This window comes from Mesobacterium pallidum, assembly GCF_019966535.1.
Taxonomy (GTDB): Bacteria; Pseudomonadota; Alphaproteobacteria; order Rhodobacterales; family Rhodobacteraceae; genus Mesobacterium; species Mesobacterium pallidum.
In genome coordinates this window covers 38,107-63,533 of record NZ_JAIMID010000004.1, presented here as the reverse complement: position 1 = coordinate 63,533, position 25,427 = coordinate 38,107, and the positions used below count along the sequence as shown (strand labels likewise).

General features: G+C 67.2%; 26 protein-coding genes. 14 read left to right on the top strand and 12 right to left on the bottom strand.

What is annotated here, in order from left to right; all coding sequences use genetic code 11:
- The first annotated feature begins 126 nt into the window (after positions 1 to 126).
- From MF270_RS07435 to MF270_RS07420, 4 genes are all read left to right on the top strand, one after another.
- The gene (locus tag MF270_RS07435; RefSeq protein WP_238365245.1) at positions 127 to 903 is read left to right on the top strand and encodes an ABC transporter ATP-binding protein; all 777 of its coding nucleotides are present in this window, start codon (positions 127 to 129) and stop codon (positions 901 to 903) included.
- A 19-nt stretch (positions 904 to 922) separates the two neighbouring features.
- Positions 923 to 1,660 (top strand): transporter substrate-binding domain-containing protein, encoded by a 738-nt coding sequence (locus tag MF270_RS07430; protein WP_238365244.1) that lies wholly within the window; start codon positions 923 to 925, stop codon positions 1,658 to 1,660.
- Between the two features lie 154 nt (positions 1,661 to 1,814).
- Positions 1,815 to 2,699, top strand: a complete 885-nt coding sequence (locus tag MF270_RS07425; protein WP_238365243.1) for an ABC transporter permease — start codon at positions 1,815 to 1,817, stop codon at positions 2,697 to 2,699.
- Positions 2,700 to 2,817: 118 nt separating this feature from the next.
- Positions 2,818 to 3,624, top strand: a complete 807-nt coding sequence (locus MF270_RS07420) for an ABC transporter permease (RefSeq protein WP_238365242.1) — start codon at positions 2,818 to 2,820, stop codon at positions 3,622 to 3,624.
- A 123-nt stretch (positions 3,625 to 3,747) separates the two neighbouring features.
- On the opposite strand, the gene MF270_RS07415 is transcribed toward MF270_RS07420, so the two are convergent.
- Positions 3,748 to 4,296 carry a peptidylprolyl isomerase gene (locus MF270_RS07415; protein WP_238365241.1) on the bottom strand — a complete coding sequence of 183 codons (549 nt, stop codon included), beginning with the start codon at positions 4,294 to 4,296 and terminating at the stop codon, positions 3,748 to 3,750.
- Positions 4,289 to 4,795, bottom strand: a complete 507-nt coding sequence (locus MF270_RS07410; protein ID WP_238365240.1) for a peptidylprolyl isomerase — start codon at positions 4,793 to 4,795, stop codon at positions 4,289 to 4,291. Before MF270_RS07410 ends, MF270_RS07415 begins: the two co-directional genes overlap by 8 nt.
- A 132-nt stretch (positions 4,796 to 4,927) precedes the next feature.
- On the opposite strand from MF270_RS07410, the gene MF270_RS07405 reads away from it, so the two are divergent.
- Both MF270_RS07405 and MF270_RS07400 read left to right on the top strand, forming a co-directional pair.
- Positions 4,928 to 6,115, top strand: a complete 1,188-nt coding sequence (locus tag MF270_RS07405) for a phosphoglycerate kinase (RefSeq protein WP_238365239.1) — start codon at positions 4,928 to 4,930, stop codon at positions 6,113 to 6,115.
- Positions 6,116 to 6,417: 302 nt separating this feature from the next.
- Entirely contained in the window at positions 6,418 to 7,308 is an 891-nt protein-coding gene (locus MF270_RS07400; RefSeq protein WP_238365238.1) for a fructose bisphosphate aldolase, read from the top strand.
- A 354-nt stretch (positions 7,309 to 7,662) separates the two neighbouring features.
- Here the strand turns inward: MF270_RS07400 and MF270_RS07395 are convergent, their stop codons facing one another.
- The 3 genes from MF270_RS07395 to MF270_RS07385 all read right to left on the bottom strand — a co-directional run bounded on the left by MF270_RS07395 (position 7,663) and on the right by MF270_RS07385 (position 9,555).
- A complete protein-coding gene (locus MF270_RS07395; protein ID WP_238365237.1) occupies positions 7,663 to 8,106 on the bottom strand; it encodes an MmcB family DNA repair protein in 444 nt (147 codons plus the stop codon).
- Between the two features lie 384 nt (positions 8,107 to 8,490).
- Entirely contained in the window at positions 8,491 to 8,823 is a 333-nt protein-coding gene (locus MF270_RS07390) for a hypothetical protein (RefSeq protein ID WP_238365236.1), read from the bottom strand.
- 96 nt (positions 8,824 to 8,919) lie between these two features.
- Positions 8,920 to 9,555, bottom strand: a complete 636-nt coding sequence (locus MF270_RS07385) for a DUF2238 domain-containing protein (protein ID WP_238365235.1) — start codon at positions 9,553 to 9,555, stop codon at positions 8,920 to 8,922.
- Positions 9,556 to 9,629: 74 nt separating this feature from the next.
- Between MF270_RS07385 and MF270_RS07380 the strand changes: the two genes are divergently transcribed.
- A complete protein-coding gene (locus MF270_RS07380) occupies positions 9,630 to 10,367 on the top strand; it encodes an endonuclease/exonuclease/phosphatase family protein (protein WP_238365234.1) in 738 nt (245 codons plus the stop codon).
- Positions 10,368 to 10,493: 126 nt separating this feature from the next.
- Here MF270_RS07380 and MF270_RS07375 read toward each other — a convergent pair whose 3' ends face one another.
- Positions 10,494 to 11,099, bottom strand: coding sequence for an HdeD family acid-resistance protein (locus MF270_RS07375; protein ID WP_238365233.1), 606 nt, complete (start codon positions 11,097 to 11,099; stop codon positions 10,494 to 10,496).
- Positions 11,100 to 11,261: 162 nt separating this feature from the next.
- Here MF270_RS07375 and MF270_RS07370 point away from each other — a divergent pair, with 162 nt between their 5' ends.
- Entirely contained in the window at positions 11,262 to 11,756 is a 495-nt protein-coding gene (locus MF270_RS07370) for a hypothetical protein (protein ID WP_238365232.1), read from the top strand.
- 18 nt (positions 11,757 to 11,774) lie between these two features.
- Here MF270_RS07370 and nusB read toward each other — a convergent pair whose 3' ends face one another.
- The 5 genes from nusB to MF270_RS07345 all read right to left on the bottom strand — a co-directional run bounded on the left by nusB (position 11,775) and on the right by MF270_RS07345 (position 16,212).
- Positions 11,775 to 12,269 (bottom strand): transcription antitermination factor NusB, encoded by a 495-nt coding sequence (nusB, locus tag MF270_RS07365; protein WP_238365231.1) that lies wholly within the window; start codon positions 12,267 to 12,269, stop codon positions 11,775 to 11,777.
- Positions 12,266 to 12,817 carry a 6,7-dimethyl-8-ribityllumazine synthase gene (locus MF270_RS07360; protein WP_238365230.1) on the bottom strand — a complete coding sequence of 184 codons (552 nt, stop codon included), beginning with the start codon at positions 12,815 to 12,817 and terminating at the stop codon, positions 12,266 to 12,268. The genes nusB and MF270_RS07360 overlap by 4 nt, the downstream gene beginning before the upstream one ends.
- Entirely contained in the window at positions 12,818 to 13,936 is a 1,119-nt protein-coding gene (ribB, locus tag MF270_RS07355) for a 3,4-dihydroxy-2-butanone-4-phosphate synthase (RefSeq protein ID WP_238365229.1), read from the bottom strand.
- Positions 13,937 to 14,005: 69 nt separating this feature from the next.
- Positions 14,006 to 14,956: a hydrogen peroxide-inducible genes activator gene (locus MF270_RS07350; RefSeq protein ID WP_238365228.1), complete on the bottom strand. Its 951-nt coding sequence runs from the start codon at positions 14,954 to 14,956 to the stop codon at positions 14,006 to 14,008.
- A gap of 197 nt (positions 14,957 to 15,153) precedes the next feature.
- On the bottom strand, positions 15,154 to 16,212 hold the full coding sequence (locus tag MF270_RS07345) for a DUF6456 domain-containing protein (protein ID WP_238365227.1): 1,059 nt from the start codon (positions 16,210 to 16,212) through the stop codon (positions 15,154 to 15,156).
- Positions 16,213 to 16,443: 231 nt separating this feature from the next.
- Between MF270_RS07345 and MF270_RS07340 the strand changes: the two genes are divergently transcribed.
- The gene (locus tag MF270_RS07340) at positions 16,444 to 16,773 is read left to right on the top strand and encodes a DUF6477 family protein (protein ID WP_238365226.1); all 330 of its coding nucleotides are present in this window, start codon (positions 16,444 to 16,446) and stop codon (positions 16,771 to 16,773) included.
- Here the strand turns inward: MF270_RS07340 and MF270_RS07335 are convergent, their stop codons facing one another.
- Entirely contained in the window at positions 16,774 to 18,312 is a 1,539-nt protein-coding gene (locus tag MF270_RS07335) for a trimethylamine methyltransferase family protein (protein ID WP_238365225.1), read from the bottom strand.
- 195 nt (positions 18,313 to 18,507) lie between these two features.
- Between MF270_RS07335 and MF270_RS07330 the strand changes: the two genes are divergently transcribed.
- The 5 genes from MF270_RS07330 (at position 18,508) to MF270_RS07310 (ending at position 25,356) form a co-directional block, all read left to right on the top strand.
- Positions 18,508 to 19,419: a delta-class carbonic anhydrase gene (locus tag MF270_RS07330; RefSeq protein WP_238365224.1), complete on the top strand. Its 912-nt coding sequence runs from the start codon at positions 18,508 to 18,510 to the stop codon at positions 19,417 to 19,419.
- Positions 19,420 to 19,492: 73 nt separating this feature from the next.
- Entirely contained in the window at positions 19,493 to 19,663 is a 171-nt protein-coding gene (locus tag MF270_RS07325) for a hypothetical protein (RefSeq protein ID WP_238365223.1), read from the top strand.
- Between the two features lie 45 nt (positions 19,664 to 19,708).
- Positions 19,709 to 21,274 (top strand): glutamine-hydrolyzing GMP synthase, encoded by a 1,566-nt coding sequence (guaA, locus tag MF270_RS07320; protein ID WP_238365222.1) that lies wholly within the window; start codon positions 19,709 to 19,711, stop codon positions 21,272 to 21,274.
- A gap of 63 nt (positions 21,275 to 21,337) precedes the next feature.
- The gene (locus MF270_RS07315; RefSeq protein WP_238365221.1) at positions 21,338 to 23,302 is read left to right on the top strand and encodes an acyltransferase family protein; all 1,965 of its coding nucleotides are present in this window, start codon (positions 21,338 to 21,340) and stop codon (positions 23,300 to 23,302) included.
- Between the two features lie 95 nt (positions 23,303 to 23,397).
- Complete coding sequence (locus MF270_RS07310) at positions 23,398 to 25,356, top strand: acyltransferase family protein (RefSeq protein ID WP_238365220.1); 1,959 nt, start codon at positions 23,398 to 23,400, stop codon at positions 25,354 to 25,356.
- Positions 25,357 to 25,427 lie beyond the last annotated feature (71 nt).

The window sequence follows — 25,427 nt, the reverse complement described above, 5'->3', positions numbered from 1 at the left end:
AGCCCGCAAAACAGGCTTTCCGTGGCGGCATCCTGCCGGGAAAACGGGCAAGAACGTCGCTTCCCCATGGACAGCGCCGGAAATCCGCGCCTAACCTGCCGCCACACGACAAGACCCGGAGGCCGCGTGAGCCAAACCCCACCTGTCATCGAGATCCGCGACCTGCACAAGGCCTATGGCGAGCTGGAGGTGCTCAAGGGCGTCGACGTGATCGCCCATCGCGGCGATGTCGTGTCTCTGATCGGCTCGTCCGGGTCCGGCAAATCGACGCTGCTGCGCTGCTGCAACCTGCTCGAGGACAGCCAGCAGGGCGAGATCCTGTTCAAGGGCGAGGCGGTGCATTGGAAGGGCGAGGGCCGCGCCCGCCGTCCGGGCGATGCCAAACAGGTGCTGCGCATCCGAACCAACCTGTCGATGGTCTTCCAGCAGTTCAACCTCTGGTCCCACATGACCATCCTGCAGAACGTGATGGAGGCGCCGGTCACCGTGCTGGGCCGCGACAGGGCCGAGGTCGAGCAATCGGCGCGCAAGTACCTCGACAAGGTCGGGATCGGCGACAAGTGCGACGTCTACCCGGCGCAGCTCTCGGGCGGCCAGCAGCAGCGCGCCGCCATCGCCCGCGCCCTTTGCATGGAGCCCGAAGCGCTGCTGTTCGACGAGCCGACTTCGGCGCTCGACCCCGAACTCGAGCAGGAGGTGATCAAGGTCATCAAGGACCTCGCCGCCGAGGGGCGCACGATGATCGTCGTGACCCATGACATGCACCTGGCCGAAGATATCTCGGACCGGGTGATCTTTCTCCACCAGGGAAAGATTGAGGAAGAGAACGAACCCCACGCTCTGTTCCACAACCCCCAGACCGAACGTCTGCAAGGGTTCCTCAAAGCCGCGATGAAGCGGTAACACTCAGGGAGTCAAACACATGAAAAAGCTGATCCTTTCCACCGCCGCCCTGGCGCTGAGCGCCGGCTTCGCCATGGCCGAGAGCCACGGCATGACGGTGCGCATGGGCACGGAGGGCGCCTACCCACCGTACAACTTCATCAACGACGCGGGCGAGATCGACGGCTTCGAGCGCGAGCTGGGCGACGAGCTGTGCGCCCGCGCCGAGCTGACCTGCGAATGGGTCAAGAACGACTGGGATTCGATCATCCCCAACCTGGTGTCGGGCAATTACGACACGATCATCGCGGGCATGAGCATTACGGACGAACGGGACGAGGTGATCGATTTCACCCAGAACTACTACCCGCCGACCGCCTCGGCCTATGTCGCGGCCTCTGAGGATGCGGATCTTGAGGGCGGCGTGGTCGCCGCGCAGACCTCGACCATCCAGGCCGGCCACGTGGCCGAAACCGGCGCGACCCTGCTCGAGTTCGCCACGCCCGAGGAAACCGTCGCGGCCGTCCGCAACGGCGAGGCCGACGCGGTCTTTGCCGACAAGGATTACCTGGTGCCGATCGTCGAAGCCTCGGGCGGAGAGCTGATGTTCGTCGGTGACGACGTGCCGCTGGGCGGTGGCATCGGCCTGGGCCTGCGTGAAAGCGACGGCGAGCTGAAGGACAAGTTCGACGCGGCCATCACCTCGATGAAGGAAGACGGCACGCTGAACGCGCTGCTGATCAAGTGGTTCGGCGAAGAGACGACCATCTACGAATAATCGCATGATGGGGCGGCGCCGCGCGGTGCCGCCCCGCTTCGCATGTGGTCAGCCGGTCGCCCGTGGGGGTTTTGCACCCCCACACCCCCGCAGAGTTTATCGGCAAGATGAAGGGGGATCGGGGCGCCTTGGCCAGCGGAGTGAAGGGGGCTGCATGTTTTCCTATTGCGCGGATCCATCCACGCTGTCGGGCCTGACGTGGCTGTCGTGCTACCTCACGACGGGCGTGCACATGTCCTTCTATACCGCCTTCGGCAAGGTGCTGCTGCTGCTGGCCATCACCGCGCCGGTCGCTCTGGGCTTCGGCTTTCTCGGCGCCATGTCGGCGCGCAGCCCGGTGGCGCCGGTGGCCTGGCTCGGCAAGGCCTATATCGCGGTGGTGCGCGGCGTGCCGGATATCGCCTTCTTCCTGTTCTTCGTGATCGCGCTGGACCAGGGGTTCGAATACCTGCGCCACAAGGTGCTCTGCCCCGACTGGGACCAGCCGATCCGGCAGGGCAATGATTTCATCGTCTGCCAGGCGGCCAAGCTGCCGCTGGGCTCGGCGCCGGAATGGCAGCACGAGACCTACGGGTTCTTCCTGGCGGTGCTGACCTTTTCCATCGTCTTCGGCGCCTTTGCCGCCAACGTGATCTTTGGCGCCATGCGGGCCGTGCCGCGCGCGCAGATGGAGACGGCCGAGGCCTTCGGCATGACCCGCCGCCAGTCCTTCTGGCGCATCCTCGTGCCGCAGATGTGGGTCTACGCCCTGCCCGGCCTGTCGAACCTCTGGATGGTGCTGATCAAGGCGACGCCGCTGCTGTTCCTGCTGGGGATCGAGGACATCGTCTACTGGGCGCGCGAGCTGGGCGGCACGAAGACTCCGCGCTTTACCGATTATCCGCATGGCGATTGGCGGGTCTGGTACTTCCTGGCGCTGCTGGTCTTCTACCTGACCTTCACGCGGGTGTCCGAGAAGTTGCTGGACCGCATCATGCAGCGCCTGAGTCACGGCCAGGCCACCGCGGCGGGCGAAGCGCAGCGGAGGGCGCAGGCATGACCGGGCGCCGCGCTGACCTCACCTCTGTGCCGCACGCCTGTGCATGGCACAAGCTTTCGCGCAGGCGTCGCCCCTCGCGGGAGCGACGGGGACATTGCCCCCTTCGGGAGCAACGAAAATGAGCTGCTGGGAGACCCTCGCCGATTACGGCCTGCGCTCGCTCGGGATCGGCGAACGCCTCCTGCCGCGCTCGGATTTCACGATCTGCCAGCAGGTGGTGCTGATCGGCTCGGGGCTGATCTGGAACATCTATTTCGGCGTGCTGGCGCTGGTCTCGGGCTTCTTCCTCGCCACCGCCGTGGCGCTGGGGAAGGCCTCGCAACACCGCTGGCTGGCCAAACCCGCCGACTGGTTCATCCTGCTCTTCCGGGGGTCACCACTCTTCATCCAGTTCTTCTTTGCCTATTTCCTCTTCCTGTCGCTCAAGGGGCAATACGAGGCCTTCGACCTCTTCACCTCGGCCTGGGCTGGCGCGCTGATCGTGCTGTTCCTCAATACCGCCGCCTATTCGGCCGAGATCTTCTACGGCGCACTGCGCTCCGTCCCTAAGGGCGATATCGAGGCCGCGGATGCCTATGGCATGACCGGCTGGGTGCGGTTCCGGCGCATCACCTGGCCGACCATGCTGCGGCTGGCCTGGCCGGCCTATACGAACGAAGCGATCTTTCTTTTTCACGCGACCACGCTGGTGTTCTTTTCCGGCTTCCCGGCGCGGCAGCAAAAGGGCGATGCGCTTTATTACGCAAGCTATTTTGCCGACAAGACCTTCAACCCCTTCGTGCCTTATCCGATCCTGGCCGGCTACTTCATCCTGCTGACGCTGGTGATCGTCGGGATCTTCGGCCTGGCCAACAAACGCCTGAACCGACACCTGCCGCAAGAGGCCCGCTCCCGCATGCGGCTGCGGATGAACCTGATCCGATAAACCTTTCATTATTCAAGAAATACTCCCGCCGGATGCATCCTGACCTCACGGCTGCTCTGACCGCCGGGCAAAAGAAAAGGGCCCGCAGCGGGGCCCCTTTCCGATCCATCGAATGAACCGCGTTCACTCGGTCACGGTCACCGTGACCATGCGGTCGGGCTGGCCAAAGACCTCGCCGTTCCGCCCTTCGCCGCGCTTGATCGCGTCGACCACGTCCATGCCTTCGGTGACCTCTCCGACGACCGTGTACTGGCCGTTCAGGAAATGCCCCGGGGCGAACATGATGAAGAACTGCGAATTGGCGCTGTCTGGGCTCTGGCTGCGGGCCATGCCGACGACGGCGCGGTCGAACGGGCGGTCCGAGAACTCGGCTCCGAGGTCCGGACGGTCCGAGCCGCCACGACCCGCCATCCGCATGTCGCCGCCCATCTTGCCGTATTGTACGTCGCCGGTCTGGGCCATGAAACCCTCGATCACGCGGTGAAAGACCACGTCATCGTAAGCCCCCGCCTCGGCCAGTGCGGCGATCTGCGCGACATGGTTCGGCGCGACATCCTCGAAGAGATCGACGTGGATGGTGCCATTGGCCCCCTCGCCCGCGATCTCGATATCGAGGCCCGTCGCGCCCACCGGCGCCGCCGTCAGCATCAGAAGGGCTGCCAGCTTACGCATCGGCTGCGACCTTCACGCTGATCATCCGGTCCGGGCTCGCAGGCGGCTCACCGCGGGTGATCGCATCCACGTGCTCCATGCCGCTGATAACGCGGCCATAGACCGTGTACTGGCGGTTCAGGAAATGGTTGTCCTTGAAGTTGATGAAGAACTGCGAATTGGCCGAGTTCGGGTTCTGGCTGCGCGCCGCGCCCAGCGTGCCGCGATCATGGGGAATCCCCGAGAATTCTGCCTTGAGGTCCGGCTTGGCCGACCCGCCCGTCCCGGCGCGGCGGATGTTGAAATCGCCTTCCATGTTGCCATGCTCCACGTCGCCGGTCTGGGCCATGAAGCCCTCGATCACGCGGTGGAAGGCGACGTTGTCATAGGCGCCTTCGCGGGCCAGCTCCTTCATCCGCTCGCAATGCAGCGGCGCGATGTCGGGCAGCAGCTCGATGGTGACGGTGCCGCCTTTCAGCTCCATCAGGATGGTGTTCTCGGGGTCCTTGATCTCGGCCATGGGGGCCTCCCTTCCGTTCGTTTGGCGCCACACCTAAGCGCTTGCACGGGCCGGGACAAGACGCGCCCTTGCGCGCGGGGACGCAATCGGCAAGGAATCCGCCTCAAAGCGACACGCCAAGGAGGGCAAGCGATGGGCTGGAAGACACTTGACGACATGGACCTGGCGGGCAAACGCGTGCTGACCAGGGTCGACATCAACGTGCCGGTCGAGGACGGGCGCGTCACCGACACCACCCGCATCGACCGGATCGTGCCGACGATCAAGGACATCCTCGCCAAGGGCGGCCGCCCCGTGCTGCTGGCCCATTTCGGCCGGCCCAAGGGCGAACGGGTGCCGTCGATGTCGCTGCAACCGCTGGTCCCGGCGCTCGAGGCGGCCTTTGGCGTGCCGGTGATGTTCGCCGCCGATTGCACCGGCCCGGCCGCCGAGGCCGCGGCGGCAGCCCTGCCCGAGGGCCAGGTGCTGCTGCTGGAAAACACCCGCTACCACGCGGGCGAAACCAAGAACGACCCCGAGCTTGCAGCGGGCATGGCCAAGCTGGGCGACATCTACTGCAACGACGCCTTCTCGGCCGCCCACCGCGCCCACAGCTCGACCGAGGCGCTGGCCCGCCTGCTGCCCGCCTGCGCCGGCCGGCTGATGGAGGCCGAGCTGAAAGCACTGGAAGCCGCGCTTGGCGATCCGGTCCGGCCCGTGGTGGCGGTGGTCGGCGGCGCCAAGGTCTCGACCAAGCTCGACCTGCTGGGCAACCTGGTGGCCAAGGTCGATCACCTGGTGATCGGCGGCGGCATGGCGAACACCTTTCTCTACGCCCAAGGCACGCCCGTGGGCAAGTCCCTGTGCGAGACGGACCTGGCGGACACCGCCCGGGAGATCCTGCAAAAGGCGCAAGCCGCGGGCTGCGAGATCGTGTTGCCCAGCGACGTGGTCGTGGCACGCGAGTTCAAGGCGGGTGCGGCGAACGAGACCGTTCCCGCCACCGCCTGCCCCGAGGACGCGATGATCCTCGATGCCGGCCCCGAGGCGGTCGCGCGCATCGCGTCCATCCTCGAGGGCGCGAAAACGCTGATCTGGAACGGCCCCCTCGGCGCCTTCGAGATCGCGCCCTTCGACGCCGCCACAAACGCGGCCGCCCGCAAGGCGGCAGAGCTGTCGAAGGCCGGCAAGCTCATCTCGGTCGCAGGCGGCGGCGACACGGTGGCCGCGCTCAACAAGGCCGGCGCGGCGGAGGATTTCACCTATATCTCCACCGCCGGCGGCGCCTTCCTCGAGTGGATGGAAGGCAAGGCCCTGCCCGGCGTCGCCGCCCTCGGCTGACCCGGTGGGCTGGGCGCCGATCCGCCCTTCATTGTGCCAATAAACTCCCGCCGGAGGCATCCCGCACGCGACACAGGCGCCGCCCCACCCTTGGGGCGACGCCTGTCCACATTCCGGGCCATGGCGCGCGCGTGCGCACAATCGGATCAAACCCCTGCCCGCTGCATGACAGCGTCGAGACGTTATCGCTAAAGCCGCGCCTGTTACCGCTAACTCGTTTGCATCGCCCCGCGCCGCTTCCTACACCATGTCGCGACGGGGCATCCGCCCCCGCACAGTCAATTTCGAAACCCGAGGGCACCATGAACCAGGAACAGGCGAAACAGATGCAATCCGGCCAGGGCTTTATCGCGGCCCTCGACCAGTCGGGCGGCTCGACCCCCAAGGCCCTGCGCCTTTATGGCATCGAGGAAGACGCCTATTCCGGCGAGGCCGAGATGTTCGACCTGATCCACGGCATGCGTGAACGCATCGCCACGGCCCCCGGTTTCACCGGCGCGCGGGTGATCGGCGCGATCCTGTTCGAGATGACGATGGACCGCGATTTCGCCGGCAAGCCCGCGCCGACATATCTGTGGGAAGACAAGGGCGTGGTGCCCTTCCTCAAGGTCGACAAGGGCCTCGAGGACAGCGCCAACGGCGTCAAGCTAATGAAAGAGATCCCCGGCCTTGACGAACTGCTCGCGCGCGCGGCGTCAAAGGGCATCTTCGGTACCAAGATGCGCAGCGTGATCGACGCGGCTAATCCCCAAGGCATCAAGGACATCGTGACCCAGCAATTCGCGGTCGGCCAGCAGATCCTGAACGCCGGGCTGATGCCGATCCTCGAGCCGGAGGTGACGATCACGATTTCCGACAAGGCCGAGGCCGAAGAGATCCTGAAGACCGAGATCCTCGGCCACCTGGACCAGCTCGATCCGGGCACGCAGGTGATGCTCAAGCTCTCGCTGCCGAGCGTCGCGAATCTCTACAAGCCGCTGATCGACCACCCGGCGGTGATGCGCGTCGTGGCCCTGTCGGGCGGCTATTCGCGCGAAGAGGCGAACGCCAAGCTGGCCGAGAACACCGGCATGATCGCCTCCTTCTCGCGCGGGCTGACAGAAGGGCTGTCGGCCCAGCAATCGGACGACGCGTTCAACGCCACGATCGACAGCGCGATCCAGAGCATCTACGACGCCTCGGTCGCGGGGTGACCGGACCGGGCGCGAGGGGCCGGCCCCTCGCGCCGCAGGCGCGGACCTCAGGATGCGCGCCACAGGCGCGGACCTCAGATTGCGCCGCGGGCGCGGAACTGAGACTGCGGGCCGCAGGGGCGGCACCTAACCATGCGAGGGGCCAGCCCCTCGCGCTCCCCGGAGTTTATCGGCAAGATGAACAGGGGATCCTGCGCCCCTGCTTTCACTTTTCTGCAAATACTCTCGCCGAAGGCATGCGCGCCCGGTGGCGCGCATTCTTCCAGGCCCGGCTGACGGCGCTGCCCCTCAAACGCCCCGGGATATGTCTGGCAAGATGAAAGGGACAGGGCGCCTTCGGCCGCGGGCGCCCCGTCAGCCCCATGTGATCGCGTCGGGATCGCGCAGCGCATGCAGGCGGCGCGCGGCATGGGCGGCGAATTTCTGGATCAGCACCTTGCGGCGGGCACCGGGCAGCTTGTCCTCGGGCGCCATGCGGATGACCTCTCCGTCATAGGCGTCGGCGAGGATCAGGCCAGTCTGCTCGGGCAAGAGCTCGCTCGGGAACTCGGGATCGACGGCCCAGAAGTAGCGGTCGCACCAGTCGAGATAGCCTTGCCATTTAAAATCGCTCATGAAATCGGCGCGACTGGATTTGCACTCGACGATCCAGAGCTCGCCCTTGGGCCCCAGCGCCATGACGTCGACGCGCAGGCCCCGGGTGGGCACGAATTCCTCGACCGTGACGAACCCCATGTGCGACAGGGCACGGCAGGTGCCGCGGGCGATCAGCTGTCCAGGGGCGAGGCTCTCCAACATGCGCCAAATATGAACGAAAGGTGAACGTCTTGACAAGGGGGTCGGCATCGCCGCTTGAGGAAAACTTGCCATGAGTGTCCGAAGAAACTTCGGACCGCCCCCCTTGTCAGCGGCCCTTCGCGCCTCTAGATCACGACAAGGCGGGTTTCTGCTCTTCCCGTACACGGTTGCATTCCGGTGGCCTTAAGCAATTCCGAGGGAGCTGGCTCTGCCTGGATCCTGGTCCAGGTACCTGGCGCCCACCTGTACATACAGGTCCTCGGGAATGAGATAACCCCACGGTTGCTGCGGTTCCCGCCACTTTACCCGTTCTCTTTCAGTACCCCAGACAGGAAAAAGCCCGCAACAGGCGCGGGCTTCGGTCGATTGCCTATCGGCAGGATCTCAGCGGCGGCGGTGCAGCTGGCGGTCGCGGCGGCTTTCGGCGCGGACGGGGACAAGCACCGGTTCGCGCAGGCGGACAGGCAGGCCCGGGCCGCGCGGCATGTCGTCGTCCTCCTCGGCCATGCGCATCACGCTGATCGCGAATTGCACGCCGGCAAAGACGATCCCGTTGGACACCCAGAGCATCACGACGGCCAGGATGCCGGCCGGATCATGGCTGACCAAGTGCCACAGCCCCGCCACGTCAAACCACAGCAGTCCGGCGACAAACACGGCAGAGATGCCGAACCCGATGGCGACCTGGGTGACGTAGAGCTTGATCAACGCTGGCATGGCAGATTCTCCTTGCTTCATCCTCTACATTAGACCGTTACAATCGGGTTAAAAGAGGGCGGGACGAAAAATCGCGCCCTCGGCCATTTCCGGCCGTCACCGCGCCTTTCGAAAGAGCCGCCGGTTCATGCGCACGAACTGGTCGATGACCCGGGCCGGTGTGCCTTCGCGGTGACCGCCCAGGTAAAGCCAGCCCGCGCTGGCGCCGACGGCCCCGCCGATCACATCGACGATCAGGTCCCACATCGTGTCCTGCAGCCCGCTTTTCTGCATGTTGGTGCCGAAGGTCTGGTCCATCGTGTACTCGAAGATCTCCCAGATCGCGCCGATGGTGACGGCAAAGCAGAAGGCGATCAGCGCCATCGCCCAGGGCGGCGCGGCATAGCGGTCGCCCTCGAACAGGTAGAAGACGAACAGGAACCCGACCATGCCGAAGGTCACCGCCGAGGCGCCGTGCAGCGCCACGTCCCACCACCAGTAGCGATTGTAGAAATCCAGCACCTCGCCCAGGAACAGCGTGCCGAAGACAAAGGCGACGATGGCCACGACGAAAGGCACCGGCAGGCGCAGGTTCAGCCGCTCGGCCAGCAGCGTGGGGGCGACCGACAGGCCCAGGGTCGCCAGCGCGACGAAGGCCACGGTCCAGCGCTGGCTCAGCAGCGAGCTGACCAGTTCGAAGACGAGGAAGGCCCAGATGAGCAGGACCGGCCAGGGATGGTTGCGAAGGCTCATGTATACCTATCTGAGGCGCCATGACGCTCTCGACAAGGGGTGACTTTGCCGGGTCGTCCCTTCAGATTGCCGCCATGACCCAGGCCATGCCACGAAAATCGGGCCTTCGGCTCGCCTCCTACAACGTCCGCAAGGCGCTTGGCCTCGACCGGCGGCGCGACCCGGCGCGCACGCTTGACGTGGTGGCGGGGCTCGAGGCGGACGTGATCGCGTTGCAGGAGGCGGACCTGCGGCTGGGCCGCCGCCCCTCGGCCTTCGACGCGGAGGAGATTGCCCGGCGCACCGGCCTTGTCCCCCTGCCCCTGGGCGGCACCGACGTCAGCCTTGGCTGGCACGGCAACGCGATCCTGGCCCGGCCCGGGATCAAGGTGGGCGAGACGCGGCGTATCGACCTGCCGGGGACCGAGCCGCGCGGCGCCGTGCTGACCCATCTGGAAACGACCCAGGGCGGGCTGATCCTGGTGGGCACGCATCTGGGCCTCTTGCGCCGCGACCGCGCCCGGCAGACCCGCGCCTTGCAGGAGGCGCTGAAGCAGATGCCCGACGCGCCGGCCGTGATCCTTGGCGATTTCAACGAATGGCGCGCGGTGGGCGGGCTGGCCCCGCTTGACCGCGACTTTCACCTGCTGGCCCCGGGCCGCAGCTATCACGCCGCCCGACCCATCGCCCACCTGGACCGTTTCGCGCTGTCGAAAGGGGTCACGGCAAGCAATGCCGGCGTGCGCCAGGACCTGCTGTCGCGCAAGGCCTCCGACCACCTGCCCATCTGGGCCGACATCGCCCTGCCGCCCGGCGGTCTTCACCAGGACTGATCCAGCTTCATTGTGCCGCTAAACTCCGGGGAGCGCGAGGGGCTGGCCCCTCGCCTTTTCCAACCGCCGCGCCTCCGGCACGAGGGGGGCTGCCGCGCCTCCGACCTGGCCTGACGGGTCGCGCGCTCACATCCTTCCGCCCATCGACGCCAGGGCCAGGAACGACACGCCCGAGGTCAGCAGGTTGATGCCCAGCAGCAGCCCGATCGCCCAAAGCGCCGTCCCCGGCAGGCCCGCCAGCAGCATCGCCGCCAGCACGAGGCTCACCGCACCCGAGAGGCCCATCCAGACCCAGCCCGGCCCCTCGTTGCCATGGCCCGGCCGGTGCTGCCAGCCAAGCGCGATCTCTCCCGCCCCCTGCAGCGCGAAGACCAGGGCGACCAGCACAGTCAACCCGATCAGCCCGGTCAGCGGGAAGAACGCCAGGTAGACGCCCACGGCCAGGTGCAACACGCCGATCAGGCCCGACAGGATCGCCGGCTGCCAGTCGCGGGCCTGGAAGGCGTGCCAAAGCACCAGCGCCCCGGCCACGAGGAACACCCAGCCGATCATCAGCTTGGCCGCGACCGAGGCGACCAGCGGGAACAGGATCGCCAGCACGCCGACGACGACCAGGGCGATCCCCAGCCAGCGGAACCGCCCGGCATTGTCACGGATCGCCTGCTGGAGGCGGGACTCGAGCGTCGAAAGGCCCTCGGGATCGGTCGGGATATGGGGATCGGGATCGGACATTGTCACATCGCCTTTCACGCGGCGGGCATGCCGCTGGTTCTCCTGACATATGCCCCCGCCGAAGCCGTTTCAACTTTTCACGAGTCCCCCCGCGCCACCGCTGCGATTGACCCGCTCCCGGCGCCTCGCTACCGTCGGCGCTTTGGTTTCAGGGATCGTCTCATGGTGCGGAAACTCGTTTTTCTACTTGCCCTCTGCCTGCTGTCCCTGCCCGTGCAGGCCGGGCCACGCGACGACAGGCTGCGGGCAGCGCTTGGCGCATGCCTGGCGGCCTACCCCGATGCGCGGGCGGCGCGGCAGGCGATCCTTGGCCTCGGGTTCACCAAGGCAGGCGAACGGGCGACCAGCGCCTTCTTCCAGTCGAGCAATTACACGGTCATGGCCATCGTGCTGACCAACCCGGCCGGGCGGATGACCGGCTGCGAGGCGGGGATCCGGTCGATGTCGACCTCGGCCGCGACGGGCCATGCGCAATGGCTGCAGAGCCAGGGCTTTTCCGGCACGCCCAAGCGGGGCCCCGGCCCGGCATCGCTGCGCATGACGGAGCAATGGACCGAGCTGACCTTCAAGGGCAAATCGGCCGCCATCGGCATCTTTGAACAGCAGAATTTCGGCCAGGTCTCGCTGGCGCGGCTCGGGTTCATCGTCGGACCCTGAGAGGGTCCGAAAGCCCTCTCAGAACGCCTCGGGCTTCAGCTCGCGCGCCATGTGGTCGAGCACGGCGTTGACGAATTTCGTCTCTTTCCCCTCGGGGAAGAAGGCCCGCGCCACGTCCACGTATTCGGTGATCGCCACCTTGGGCGGGGTGCCGCCATGGGCGATCTCGGCCCCGGCGGCGCGGAAGAGCGCGCGCAGGGTCGGGTCGATCCGGCCGATGGGCCACTTGGCCACCAGCGCCCGGTCGGTCGCCTGGTCCAGCATGGCCTGGTAGTTCACCGCGTCCTCGATGATCTTGCCAAAGAGCTCGGGATCGCCCTCCTGCATCTCGTCGCCCTCGTAGACCGCGCCGAACCGGTGATCGAGGAATTCCTTGATCACCGACCGCGTCGTCTGGCCCGAATGCTCCATCTGGAACAGCGCCTGCACGGCGTAAAGCCGGCTGGCCGAGCGCATCTTGCGTTTCTGGTTGCCCGAAGGGCCGGTCTTGGGGGTCGAGGCGTCGGTGGTCATCGAGAGGCGGAATCCTTGCCCAGGCCCGCCACCTGGTATTCGTCGGATGCGGGGCGGAATCCCACCCCCTTGCGGGAAGCGCCCCACTTACGGCCCAACGCGATCAGATGCAAGGCCGCCGCGGCCGCGCCGCCGCCCTTGTTCTGACCGGCCGCTTCGGCGCGCACTTCGGCCTGGCCGCGGGTCTCGACCGTGAGGATGCCGTTGCCGATGCAAAGCCCCTGCAGGCCCAGCAACTGCAGGGCGCGCGAGCTGTCGTTACACACCGTTTCGTAATGGGTCGTCTCGCCCCGGATCACGCAGCCAAGCGCCACGTAGCCGTCGAAATTGCTCAACCGCTCGGCGATGCCGATGGCCGTGGGCACCTCGAGCGCGCCGGGCACCTCGACCAGCTCCCAGGTCCCGCCCGCCGCCTCGATCTCGGCCTTGGCGCCGCCGACCAGCTGGTCGGCGATGTCCTTGTAGTAGGGCGCGACGACGATCAGCAGCTTGACCGGCTTGTCGAAGCTCGGGCGTTCGAGCACGTAATGCTGTTCATTGGCGGCCATTCATGCGCCCTCCGTGATGCGGCGCGTGCCGGTGATGGACAGCCCGTAGGCGTCAAGCCCGACCACCTTGGGCAGCGGGCTGTCGGTCAACAGGACCAGGTCATGCAGGCCCAGCCCGGCGAGGATCTGCGCGCCAAGGCCATATTGCCGCAACGTCTCGGGCGAGGCCTTGCCCTCGGACAGGCGCATGAGCGGGTCGCGCAGCATGACGACGACGCCGCGGCCTTCCTCGGCGATGATCTTCATCGCGTCGCGCAGCTCATCCGCCCGCGACGGGCCAAGGCCCAGCGCATCCTCGAGCGGGTTCAGCGCATGCATCCGCGCCAGGACCGGCTCTGGCGTGCTCAGGTCGCCCTTGGACAGCACGATATGCTCGGCATGCTCGGTCTCGTCGGTGTAGATCCGCATCATCCAGTCGCCACCGAACTCGGAATGCACCGACCGCGCGGCGGTTTCCTTGACCAGGTTGTCGTGGCGGCGGCGGTAGGCGATCAGGTCGGAAATCGTGCCGATCTTGAGCCCGTGCTTCTGCGCAAAGGCCACCAGCTCGGGCAGGCGCGCCATGGTGCCGTCCTCGTTCATGATCTCGCAGATCACACCCGAGGGGTTCAGCCCGGCCAGCCGGCTCACGTCCACGGCGGCCTCGGTGTGCCCCGCGCGGACCAGCACGCCGCCGTCACGGGCGCGCAGCGGAAAGACGTGGCCCGGGGTCGCGATGTCCTGCGCGCCCTTCGCTGAATCGATGGCCACCGCGACGGTGCGCGCGCGGTCATGGGCCGAAATCCCGGTCGAGACCCCTTCGCGCGCCTCGATCGACACGGTAAAGGCCGTCTCGTGGCGCGAGGAATTGTTGGTCGCCATGAGTGGCAGGCCCAACTGCTCGATCCGCGCGGCGGGCAGTGACAGGCAGATCAGGCCCCGGCCGTGCGTGGCCATGAAGTTGATCGCGTCGGGCGTGGCCATCTGCGCCGGGATCACCAGGTCGCCCTCGTTCTCGCGGTCCTCGTGATCGACCAGGATGAACATGCGCCCATTGCGCGCGTCGTCGATGATTTCCTCGATGGACGAGATCGCGTCGCGCAGGGAATCTTCGACCGGTCCGGGGGATTCATAAGTCATGGCAGGCCTCGTTTGCTTGCCTGCCAGATAACGCCTGTGCGCCCGCTTGACCAGTCAAAGCGTGCGGGATCAGCCCGCGTCACCGCCGCGCATCAGCACGCCTTCGGCCTCGGCGATGCGGCGCCGGCCCGAGCGGGTGAGAATCTCGGCCAGCTCGTCCAGCCAGGCGCCGGGGGCGGACCCCGCGCGGCGCACAAGGCCGATGCGGCGGCTGGGCTGCTCACCGCTGAACCGGCAGACGCGCAGCCCGGGGGCGCCCGTCACTTCCGATGCGGCGGCGAGTTCCGGGATCAGGGTCAGGCCGAACCCCGCCTCGACCAGCCGCGACAGGGTGGCCAGCGAGGTGGCGCCCATGTTGATCTTGGCATGGTCGCGCTTGCGCCCGCAGACTTCGAGCGCCTGGTCGGTCAGGCAATGGCCGTCCTCGAGCAGCAGAAGCTGGCCATTGCCCAGCTCGGTCGGGCGCAGGGCCGAGGTGTCGCGGCGCAGCCCCTCGATCCGTGCCTCGGTGCCGGCCAGCAGGAAGCGGTCCTCGAACAGCGGCAGCTCGACCATCGTGTCATCGCCGCAGGGCAGAGCCATGACGGCGACGTCCAGCTCTCCGCGCCGAAGCATGTCCAGCAGGCGCTCAGTCTTGCCCTCGCGCACCTGCACGTCAAGCGAGATGTCGCGGGCGCGCAGGTCCGACAGGGCGTCGGGCAGGATATAGGGCGCGATGGTGGGAATCACCCCCAGCGCCAGGTGCCCCGAGAGCCCGTCGCGCCACCGGGCCACCTGCCCCAGCGCATCCACCTCGGCCAGGATGCGCTGCGCATGGGCCAGCACCTGGCGGCCGAAGCCGGTCAGCACCACGTCGCGCGCCTGCCGCTCGACCAGGGGCGCGCCGAGGCTCGCCTCGAGATCGCGGATCTGGACAGACAGGGCCGGCTGCGACACGTGGCAGGTCTGGGCCGCGCGACCAAAGTTGCGCTGTTCGGCGAGGGCCTTGAAATAGGTGAGCTGGCGAAGGGTCACGTTCATAAGGCGAGCCTATGCGTTCTTCGGCAAAGCGCAAGGTTTACGTTATAACAACCTCGGCCGCGAAACGGACCCGGGGGGTCCGGTCCCCGGGTCCGCCGAGGCACCGGGCCGCCCGAGCCCGTTGCGCCTTGACGGCACGGTCCCCGACCTGCCGCCCGGCCGCCCTCCCCTTTGCGTAGCTGGGGCGGCCGTTGGTCCTAGCCGATCAGCACCGGGATATGTGCTGCCGTCGTCTCGTAATGGCGTTTGAGGCGCTGCAAGGCGATGCGCAGCACCACCTTGCCCGAGCGCGAGGCCCAGCCGAGGTTCCTTTCGGCGGTCGAGAGCCCCTCCATCAGGCAGCAACAGCGCAGAAGCACGCAGCCAAGGCCCGGCCCAAGTTCGCGCAGCGCCAGTTCGACCCGGTAACGCGCGGCGGCGGGGCCGGAGCGGGTGTCACCCGGCATCTGCTCGACCTCGTCGCCGTTGATGATGAGCGAAAAGTACAGCTCCCACCCCCGGCCGGGGGCCGCGTCGGCCATCCGCGCCAGCTCGAAATCCTCGCGCAGGCGTTCACCGGCAGCGACCAGGTCCTTGGAGAGGAACGGTTTTCCATCCTGGTCCCGGCGCCGCGCCAGCCCCTTGATCGGCGGCTCGGCCGGGGCATAGCGGGTGCGGCGGGGGATCAGGTCATCTTCGTCCCCGTCCGTACCATGGCGTCCGGAGAAATCGAACCGCGCGGCGCCCTCGGCCAGGCCCGGCACGCCCCCGGGCGCGCCCATGAGGCGCTGCAACTCGGCCCGCCCCGCGGCGGTCAGTCCATAGCGTGATACCCGCCCCGCCTTGCGGCAGGCAATCCACTCCATCAGCGCCAGCGCCTGGGCGCTCGCCGCCTCGACGATCAGCCGCGGATGGCCCGCGTCGCCCTCGACCTCGTGGACCACCACGGCCTTTTCGTGGTCGGGCGAGACGGCCAGCACCGCGCCGGGATGATCCAGCCGGCGCAACACGCGCCGCGCCTCGGCTTCGATCGCGGCGGCGGTCAGCGGCGGGCCGTCTCCCTCGCTCAGCCGCCGCAGACCGGCATCGACCAGCGGGTCGTCCCGCCGGCTCTCGGTGCGTCGCACCTGCCGCATCACGGTCGAGGCATGGTTGCCCGCCCGTCGCGCCAGTTCCCGTATCGGGATCCCGGAAGTTGTATGCGCAAGGTAGTTGCGCACGGCCTCGGGCAGCCAGCTTGGCCAGTAATCCATGTTGTCGCGCCCATTTCCAGTCATTGTCGCGCTTCCCTTCCCCCGGGCCCATTCGCTGCCCCCACAGCAAACAGGACCGAGTTATCAACACAACCATTGCTTGCACTGGTTAATTCAACATTAACGGAGCAGATAAAATTAGAGCTTTCCACCAAAAGGATAACCAAAAAGTTTACACGCGGGGCGGTATCTATAACGGCGCAACACCCGAAAAAAGGAGTCATCTTACCCACAGAATCGAAGAGGAGAGATCCGATGCAAGATGTCCTGAGCCTGCTTGCCAGCCTGCGCCGCCCCGGCCTGCTGATCCGCGCCGCCCGTCACGGGCAGGACGACTACAACCGCAAGGCACATCTGCCGCGCCACCTGGGCTACGGGGTGCTGCCGCGGCACGGCGCGGCACTGCTCAGGTTGATGGAGCTCGAGGCGGACCAGAACGCGAAACGCGCAGCGGGCGATGCCGGCTACGCGCTGTCCACCCACGTGGACCTGCTGATCGCGATGATGGGCGAGGCCCGGTTGTTGCGCCAGGCGCAGGCCGAGGCCCGGGCCGGGGGCGATTCCCTTGCCGCCCCCGGGGCCTGATCACATGAAGCTGTCGGGCATCTCGGCCTTGCGGCGCGCCATGTAGTCGACCAGCGCCTCGCGCACGGCCGGGTCCATCGGCGGCTCGCGGTACTCGGCAAGCAGCTTGTCGACCCGGGCTGCGGCCAGGGCGACGGTGTCGCGCGCGCCTTCCTCGGACCAGGTCTCGTAGGGCTTGTAGTCCAGCAGGTCGGATTTCCAGAAGGCGGATTTGAAATTCGCCTGCGTATGGGCGCAGCCAAGGTAGTGACCGCCCGGGCCGACCTCGCGGATCGCGTCCATCGCCTGGGCGTTTTCGTCGAAGGCCACGCCCCGCGCCATGTGGTGCAGCGTGCCCAGCTGGTCCGCATCCATCACGAATTTCTCGAAGCTCGAGACCAGCCCGCCCTCGAGCCAGCCGCAGGCGTGCAACATGAAGTTCACGCCCGACAAGAGGCCCATGTTGAGCGAGTTCGCAGTCTCGTAGGCCGCCTGCGCATCGGGCAGCTTGGAGCCGTTGAACGAGCCCGCCGAGCGGAAGGGCAGCCCCATGCGCCGCGCCAGCTGACCGGCGCCGTAGGTGATCTGGCTTGCCTCGGGCGTGCCGAAGGTGGGCGCGCCCGAATTCATGTCGATCGAGGTCACGAAGGCGCCGAAGATCACCGGCGCGCCTGGGCGGACCAACTGGCTGTAGGCGATGCCGGCCATGACCTCGGCCAGCACCTGGGTCAGCGTGCCGACGACGCTCACCGGCGCCATGGCCCCGCCCACGATGAACGGAGAGACGATGGACGCCTGGTTGTTGCGCGCGAAGACCTCGAGCGCGCCCATCATGACGTCGTCGAAGGTCAGCGGCGAGTTGATGTTGATGAGCGAGGTCATCACCGTGTTCTGCTGCACGAACTCTTCGCCGAAGAGGATGGAGCACATGTCGACGCTGTCCTGGGCCCGGCTGGGTTCGGTCACGGACCCCATGAAGGGCTTGTCCGACAGGGTCATGTGGGCGAACAGCATGTCGAAATGACGCTTGTTCACGGGGATGTCCGTCGGTTCGCAGACCGTGCCGCCCGAATGGTGCAGCCACTTGGACATGTAGCCCAGTTTCACGAACTTCTCGAAATCGGCCATGGTGGCGTAGCGGCGCCCGCCGATGCGGTCATGTACGAAGGGCGGGCCGTAGACCGGGGCCAGCACCAGCTTGCGCCCGCCGATCTCGACGTTGCGCTCGGGGTTGCGCGCGTGCTGGACGAAGGTCGACGGCGCGGTCTTGCAGAGCTCGCGCGCAAGGCCGCGGGGGATGTGCACCCGCTCACCGCGCACATCGGCGCCGGCCTCCTGCCAGAGCTTCAGCGCCCCGGGGTTGTTGACGAAGTTGACGCCGATCTCTTCCAGGACGGTGTCGGCATTCTGCTCGATGATGTCGAGCGCCTCGTCCGAGAGCAGGTCGAGGTTGGGGATGTTGCGGTCGATGACCTTGGCGGTGTCGAACGAGATCGCCCCGCGCTCTGCCCGGCGCGCCGCGCCGCCTCCGCCCCGTGCCTTGCGCCGTGTCTCGTTCATGGTTCTCTTCCCTCGGGTCTGCGCGAGTCGCCCCGCAACTTTGCCCCTTGCCTACCCCGCTTTGCCGGAACGGGCACGGCGGGTTTGCGCCATTTGAGACGCGAAAGCGACATATTGCCCGCCCCCGACTAACGGGACCTTAGCAATTGGCGGCCATTCTGCGGCCGTTCGGGTTGGGTACGGGACAGCATCACCATGCGAAACGGCATCAAGTCGGGCCTTCGGGCCGGGTTGGGGCACACGGCCCTTGCGGCCCTTCTGGCCCTCACCGCCGGAACGGCCCTTGCGGAAAGCGGCGGGCATGGCGCCGCTGCCCCGGACCACGGCGTCGCGGCGTCCGATCACGGGGCGTCCGACGACCAAGCCGCGACGGAAGACGCGGCGCCCAAGGGGCTGTGCGTGGGCTACGGCCCCCAGACCCCGCGCGACATCACCGCCCGGCGGGGCATGAACCGCACCGCATGGGCGCCCGCCCCGCCGTCGTCGGACATGACGCTGTGCAACATCCACACGCATACCTATGCCGAGCACAAGGGCCCCGGCTTCCAGGTCTTCATGGGCCCGGGCGAGCACGGCGGCTATGCCTGCAACGACACTGCATCGCTGACACCCGACGACCTGCGCCCCGCCGCCGATCCGCATTTCGAGGCGGTGCGCCCCGGCGATTCGATCGAGGTGCACTGGGTTTTCACCTCGTGCAACGTGCAGCCTGGGCCGGGGCTCGGGTCGTGCCTCTCGGACGGCTGCGCCAACCCGATCCTGCGGGTCGAGGCGCAGGTCTTCCTGCTGGTCAACGACCCCTCGGCGGCCAATTTCCTCGACTACATCTATGCCAATACCCAGGTCCGCGGCCGCGCCCAGCCGCGCAGCCTGCCTTCGGGCACCGGCAATCCCGTCGTCTTTGCCGGGTCCACCACGGGCACCAGCTACACCGATTCCGTCTGCTCTCCGCTGCTGGTGACCTGGTCGGTGCGGCCGCAATGCAAACGGCTCGACATCAACTCGCTGCACCAATGGGGCGCGCTGCGGAACGTGTTCGACGAACACCATTCGCACGGCGTCCGGCACCTTGTGACCGCGCCCGAACTGCTGTCGCCCATCGAATGAGGGTTTGATCCACCTCAAGGCCCTGTCCGCCAGCCCGTGTCACGCTGGCGGCATGGGCAACAGGAGGTCTGACATGAAACTTTCGGGAAAGAAAAAGCCCCTGATGGGCGTTGTCGGAGGCGCTGGTGTGGTCGCCGCGCTCGCCGGGTTCGTTGGCGGCTTCATGTCGCCCACCACGACCATCGTCGTGGCGTTCGGCATCTGGATTCTGGGCGCCACGTTGGTGAACCTGATCGCCGACTGACCCGGGGGCTTGCGCGGCGCGGCGGGCGGCACTAATGGCAAAGCCATGACCCAGCATGACCGCCTCCTCATCATCGACTTCGGATCCCAGGTGACGCAGCTGATCGCGCGCCGCCTGCGCGAGCTGAACGTCTATTGCGAAATCCACCCCTACCAGAACGTCACCGACGCCTCGCTGAAGGAGTTCGCGCCCAAGGCGATCATCTTCTCCGGCGGCCCGGATTCGGTGATGCGCGAAGGCTCGCCCCGCCCGCCGAAAGCGGCCTACGAGATGGGCGTGCCGATCCTGGGCATCTGCTACGGCCAGCAGGTGATGATGCATGACCTGGGCGGCCGGGTCGAGGCGGGCGAACATGCCACCGCCGAGTTCGGCCGCGCCTATGTCACGCCCACCGGCAAGACCACCGATTTCTTCAACGGCTGGTTCCTGGACGCCACCGGCAAGGAACAGGTCTGGATGAGCCACGGCGACCACGTGGCCGAGATCGCCCCCGGCTTCGAGGTCTACGGCACCTCGCCCGGCGCGCCCTTTGCCATGACCGCCGATCTCGACCGCCGCTTCTACGCCGTGCAGTTCCACCCCGAGGTGCACCACACCCCGAACGGCGCGACGCTGTACGAGAACTTCGTCAAGATCGCGGGCTTCACCGGCGACTGGACGATGGGCGCCTACCGCGAGGAGATGATCGCCAAGATCCGCGAGCAGGTCGGCGACAAGAAGGTCATCTGCGCGCTGTCGGGCGGCGTGGACAGCTCGGTCACCGGTATCCTGTTGCACGAGGCGATCGGTGACCAGCTCACCTGCGTCTTCGTCGACCATGGCCTTCTGCGCCTGAACGAGGCCGAGCAGGTCGTGGCCATGTTCCGCGACAATTACAACCTCAACCTCATCCACGCCGACGAGAGCGATCTGTTCCTGGGCGCGCTCGAGGGCGTTTCGGATCCCGAGACCAAGCGCAAGACCATCGGCAAGCTCTTCATCGACGTGTTCCAGAAATACGCCGACGGGATCGACGGGGCCGAGTTCCTGGCCCAGGGCACGCTTTACCCCGATGTCATTGAATCGGTAAGCTTTTCCGGCGGGCCAAGCGTGACGATCAAGTCGCACCACAACGTCGGTGGCCTGCCCGAGAAGATGGGGCTGAAACTGGTCGAGCCGCTGCGCGAGCTCTTCAAGGACGAGGTCCGCGCGCTGGGTCACGAGTTGGGCCTGCCGGCCAGCTTCATCGGACGCCACCCCTTCCCCGGGCCGGGCCTTGCGATCCGCTGCCCGGGCGAGATCACCCGCGACAAGCTTGAGATCCTGCGAAAGGCCGATGCGATCTACATCGACCAGATCCGCAAGCATGGCCTTTACGACGAGATCTGGCAGGCCTTTGCCGCGATCCTGCCGATGCGGACCGTGGGCGTGATGGGCGACGGGCGCACCTACGATTACGCGCTGGCGCTGCGGGCGGTCACCTCGGTCGACGGCATGACGGCCGATTACTACCCGTTCACCCACGAGTTCCTGGGCGAGACCTCGACCCGGATCATCAACGAGGTGAAGGGCATCAACCGCGTCTTCTACGACTGCACCTCGAAGCCGCCGGGCACGATCGAGCTGGAATGACCGGATACGGGGCGGGGCGGCCCGGACTGCCCCGTGCTGGCCCCAGGCAAGAGGGCATGACCCATGCAGTACAGAGCCGAAATTGACGGCCTTCGGGCCGTGGCCGTTCTGCCGGTGATCCTCTACCATGCGGGCATTGCAGGGTTTTCCGGCGGTTTCGTCGGGGTCGACGTCTTCTTCGTCATCTCGGGCTTCCTGATCACCTCGATCCTGGTCGAGCAGCACCGGACCGGCCGCTTCAGCTTTGGCGATTTCTACGCGCGCCGGGCGCGGCGGATCTTCCCCGCGCTCTTTCTGGTCCTGGCCTGCTGCCTGCCCTTTGCCTACCTCTGGCTGCCGCCGACCGAGCTGCGGGATTTCGCCCAGAGCCTGATCGGCGTCGCGACCTTCACCTCGAACGTCCATTTCGCCAACAACCAGGACTATTTCGCGCCCGCGGCCGAGCTGAGCCCCCTGCTCCACACCTGGAGCCTCGCCGTCGAAGAGCAGTTCTACATCCTCTATCCCGTCCTGCTGCTGGGCCTCTGGCGGTATGCGCGGTCGCATATGCGCGTGGCGGTGGCGGTGCTGGCCCTGGCAAGTTTCGGCGCCGCCTTGGTGACGACCGCACGCGACCCTGATGAAAGCTTCTTCTTCCTGCACACACGCGCCTGGGAGCTTTTGCTGGGTGCATGGGTTGCCATGAGCAGGCCCGCAGAGACACGCGGCCGCATCGCCGAGTTGGCGTCTTTGGCCGGGCTTGCGCTGATTGCGCTGAGCGTCGTGCTGTACGATGACACGGTGCCCTTCCCAAGCGCCTATACGCTCGCCCCGGTCGCAGGGACGGCCCTGGTGATCTGGGGCGCGGTTCCCGGCACCATCGGTCATCGGGTCCTGTCCTGGCGCCCTGTCGTGGCCGTCGGACTGATCTCCTACAGCGCCTATCTCTGGCACCAGCCGCTCTTTGCCTTCGCCCGGCACCGCGCCCTGCTGCATCCCTCGGATCAAACGATGCTCGCCTTGGCGGTCAGCGCGCTGATTCTGGCCGCGCTGACGTGGAAGTTCGTGGAACAGCCGTTCCGCTCGGGCGCCGTGGCGCATCGGACCGGCACCCGGGCCGTAGTCGTCCTGACGATTGGCTGCCTGCTTGGATTCATCGGGTTGGGTCAGCTGGCCAGCGTCACGCAAGGCCTTCCCGGGCGGTTCGCCGGGAACGAGGCGTTCCAGAAAGCCAGCGGCGCCGGCCTGCGCAGTCTTGACAGCCATGCGTGCCATCTTCGGAACATCGACGCGCAGACAGACAGCCGCCTTCGGGAGATCCTGGAAGCCTGCTACGATCCCGGGCGGACCGTGTACCTGATAGGCGATTCTCACGCGATCGAGGTCTCGGCGCATCTGCGCCGACGCCTCGCGGAGCGGGGCGAAACGTTGATCACGCTGGTCGATCCCGGATGCATGCCGGTTCCGGGCCTTGTCCGTCCGGACGATTCCGGAACCTGCCTCGCGTTCAAAGCGCTGGTCTACACGGCCACCGCGCCTTACCCCGCCCCTCGCGTGTTGATGGCACGCTGGCGCCTGGGCCTCGACGGAGACCGCTATGACAATGGCGAAGGCGGCGTTGAACTGGGCGGCGCTGCGCAGAATGTCGTGGCCGATGATCCGTCGGCGGATGTCTACACCTATGCCGCTGAGCGCCTGCTTGAGCTGAGCCAGGCCACCCCGATGGTGATCGTGGACCAGATTCCCGAAGCCGGCTGGGACGTGCCGCGTCAATTGCAGAAGATGGCCATGAGCGGCGTCAAGAACGCCCCGCTCTCCACCAGCCATGCCCGGTATCGCGCTGCGAACGCGCGGGTGAACAGCTGGCTGGACGCACTCGTCAGCGCCCCCAACGTCACACGGGTCCGCACGGCGCCGCTGGTCTGTTCCGAGACGACGGGCCGATGTGCGAATGAGGTCGATGGCGTGCCACTCTATCGGGACACCAACCACCCGTCCGCGCTGCTGGCCGATTCCGTGGCTCAAGCGATCGTCGCACACCTGCCGTGACGCGCCGAGGCGCAATCGCCCTGCCATGGCACCGCCCGGGCCATCAATTCGCCCAATTGCCGCGCGACTGTCCCCGGAACGGAAACGGGGGCGGCATGAAGTATCGGCCGGAAATCGACGGGCTGAGGGCACTGGCCGTGCTGCCGGTGATCCTGTTTCACGCAGGGTTATTGGGCGTACCGGGCGGATTCCTCGGCGTCGATGTCTTCTTCGTCGTCTCGGGGTTTCTCATCACCGGCATCCTCGCGCGCGAACTGGACGCCGGCGACTTCTCCATCGCGCGGTTCTACGAACGGCGGGCGCGGCGCATCCTGCCGGCGCTGGTGGTCGTGATCCTGGCCACCCTGCCCTTCGCCTGGGCCTGGATGCAGCCCGCGCGGCTGGCCGACCTCGGGCGCAGCCTCGTGGGGGTGGCGACCTTCACCTCGAACATCCAGTTCTGGTCCGGCACCGGCTATTTCAACACCTCGGCCGAGCTGAAGCCGATGCTGCACACCTGGTCGCTGGCCGTCGAAGAGCAGTTCTACATCCTCTACCCGCCGCTGCTGTGGCTGATCTGGAAGCGCAACGTCGCGCTGGTGCTGGCGCTGATCGCCGTGGCGAGCCTTGCCGCCGCGATCTGGACTGTGGGGCATGCGCAATCGACCGCCTTCTACTGGCTGCACACCCGCGCGTGGGAGCTGATGGCCGGCGCGCTGGCCGCGCTGTGGCTGCGCCGGCTTGCCGCCCCCTCCGGATCCGTCGCGCAGGCGGGCAGCCTGCTGGGGCTGGCAGCGATCTGCGCCGCGATGGTGGTCTTTGACGAGACCACACCGACGCCGGGTGCCTGGACGCTGGTGCCGGTACTGGGGACCGTGGCCGTGCTGCTGTGCGCGCAACCGGGGACTCTGGTGCACAAGCTGCTGACTCTCCGGGTGTTTGTCGGGATCGGGCTCATCTCTTACAGCGCCTACCTCTGGCACCAGCCGGTCTTTGCCCTGGCGCGACTGCGGCTGATGGATGCGCCGTCGCTGCCGGTGATGCTGGGGCTGTCGGCCCTGTCGCTGGCGCTGGCGGGGCTGACCTGGTGGCTGGTCGAACAGCCCTTCCGCACCGGCGCCTTCCGGTCGCTGCCGCAAAAACGGCTCTTTCGCGCCTCGGCGCTGGTGCTGGGGGCGACCTGCGTGGCGGGCATGGTGTCGCTGCGCGCCGACGGCTTTCCCGACCGCGCGCCGGTGGCGGCCCGGGTCGAGGCCGTGACGACCGGCTGGGAAGACCGCGACCCCTGCTACATCCTCGCCGATGACCTGGGCGCGGGCGAGAGCATTGCCGCACGGGTCCGGGCCTGCCAGCCCGGGCCGGACAGCGTGCTGATGATCGGCGACTCGCATGCCGGGGCGATGTCCAAGGCGATGCGCGCGGTGCTGGCAAGCCACGGCCGGCGGCTGATCACCCTGTCGAACCTCGGCTGCTACCCGGTCCCGGGCGTCACACAGGAACCCGACACGCCCAGCTGCGCGGGCTTCCGCGCGGCGCTGGACGACGTGATCGCGACGACAGATGCGCCCGTGGTGCTGACTGCGCGCTGGCGGCTCTACCTGACAGGCCAGCCCTATGACAACGGCGAGGGCGGCGTGGACGGGGCCTATCACCTTGACATCGCCGTGGCCGAGGGACCCCCGATGTCGCTCGACGCGCACCTTGGCCTGACCCTCGCCCGCTGGGCCGAGGCGCGGGATGTCATCGTCATCGACCAGATCCCCGAACCGGGCTGGGACGTGCCCTCCCGGATCTTCAAGCGCGACCGCTTCACCGATGACCGCACGCCCGTCACCACCGACCTCGCGCGACGCCGCGCGGCCAATGCTCCGCTTGACGCCCTGCTGGACGCGGCCGAGACGCTGCCGCGCCTCTCGGTCCTGCGCACCGGCCCGCTGGTCTGTTCCGAGGCGACCGGGCGCTGCGCGGCCGAGGACAACGGCCAGCCGCTCTACCGAGACGACAACCACCCCAGCCCGGCCTTCGCCACCCGCATCGCCGAGGCGCTGATCCCGCTCCTGCCCGCGCCGCGGTAACGTCCCCCCTCGCGCCGCCGCGATTTGCATGCTACGGGCATGTTCCAAGGCGGAGAAAAGGACCACAGGCG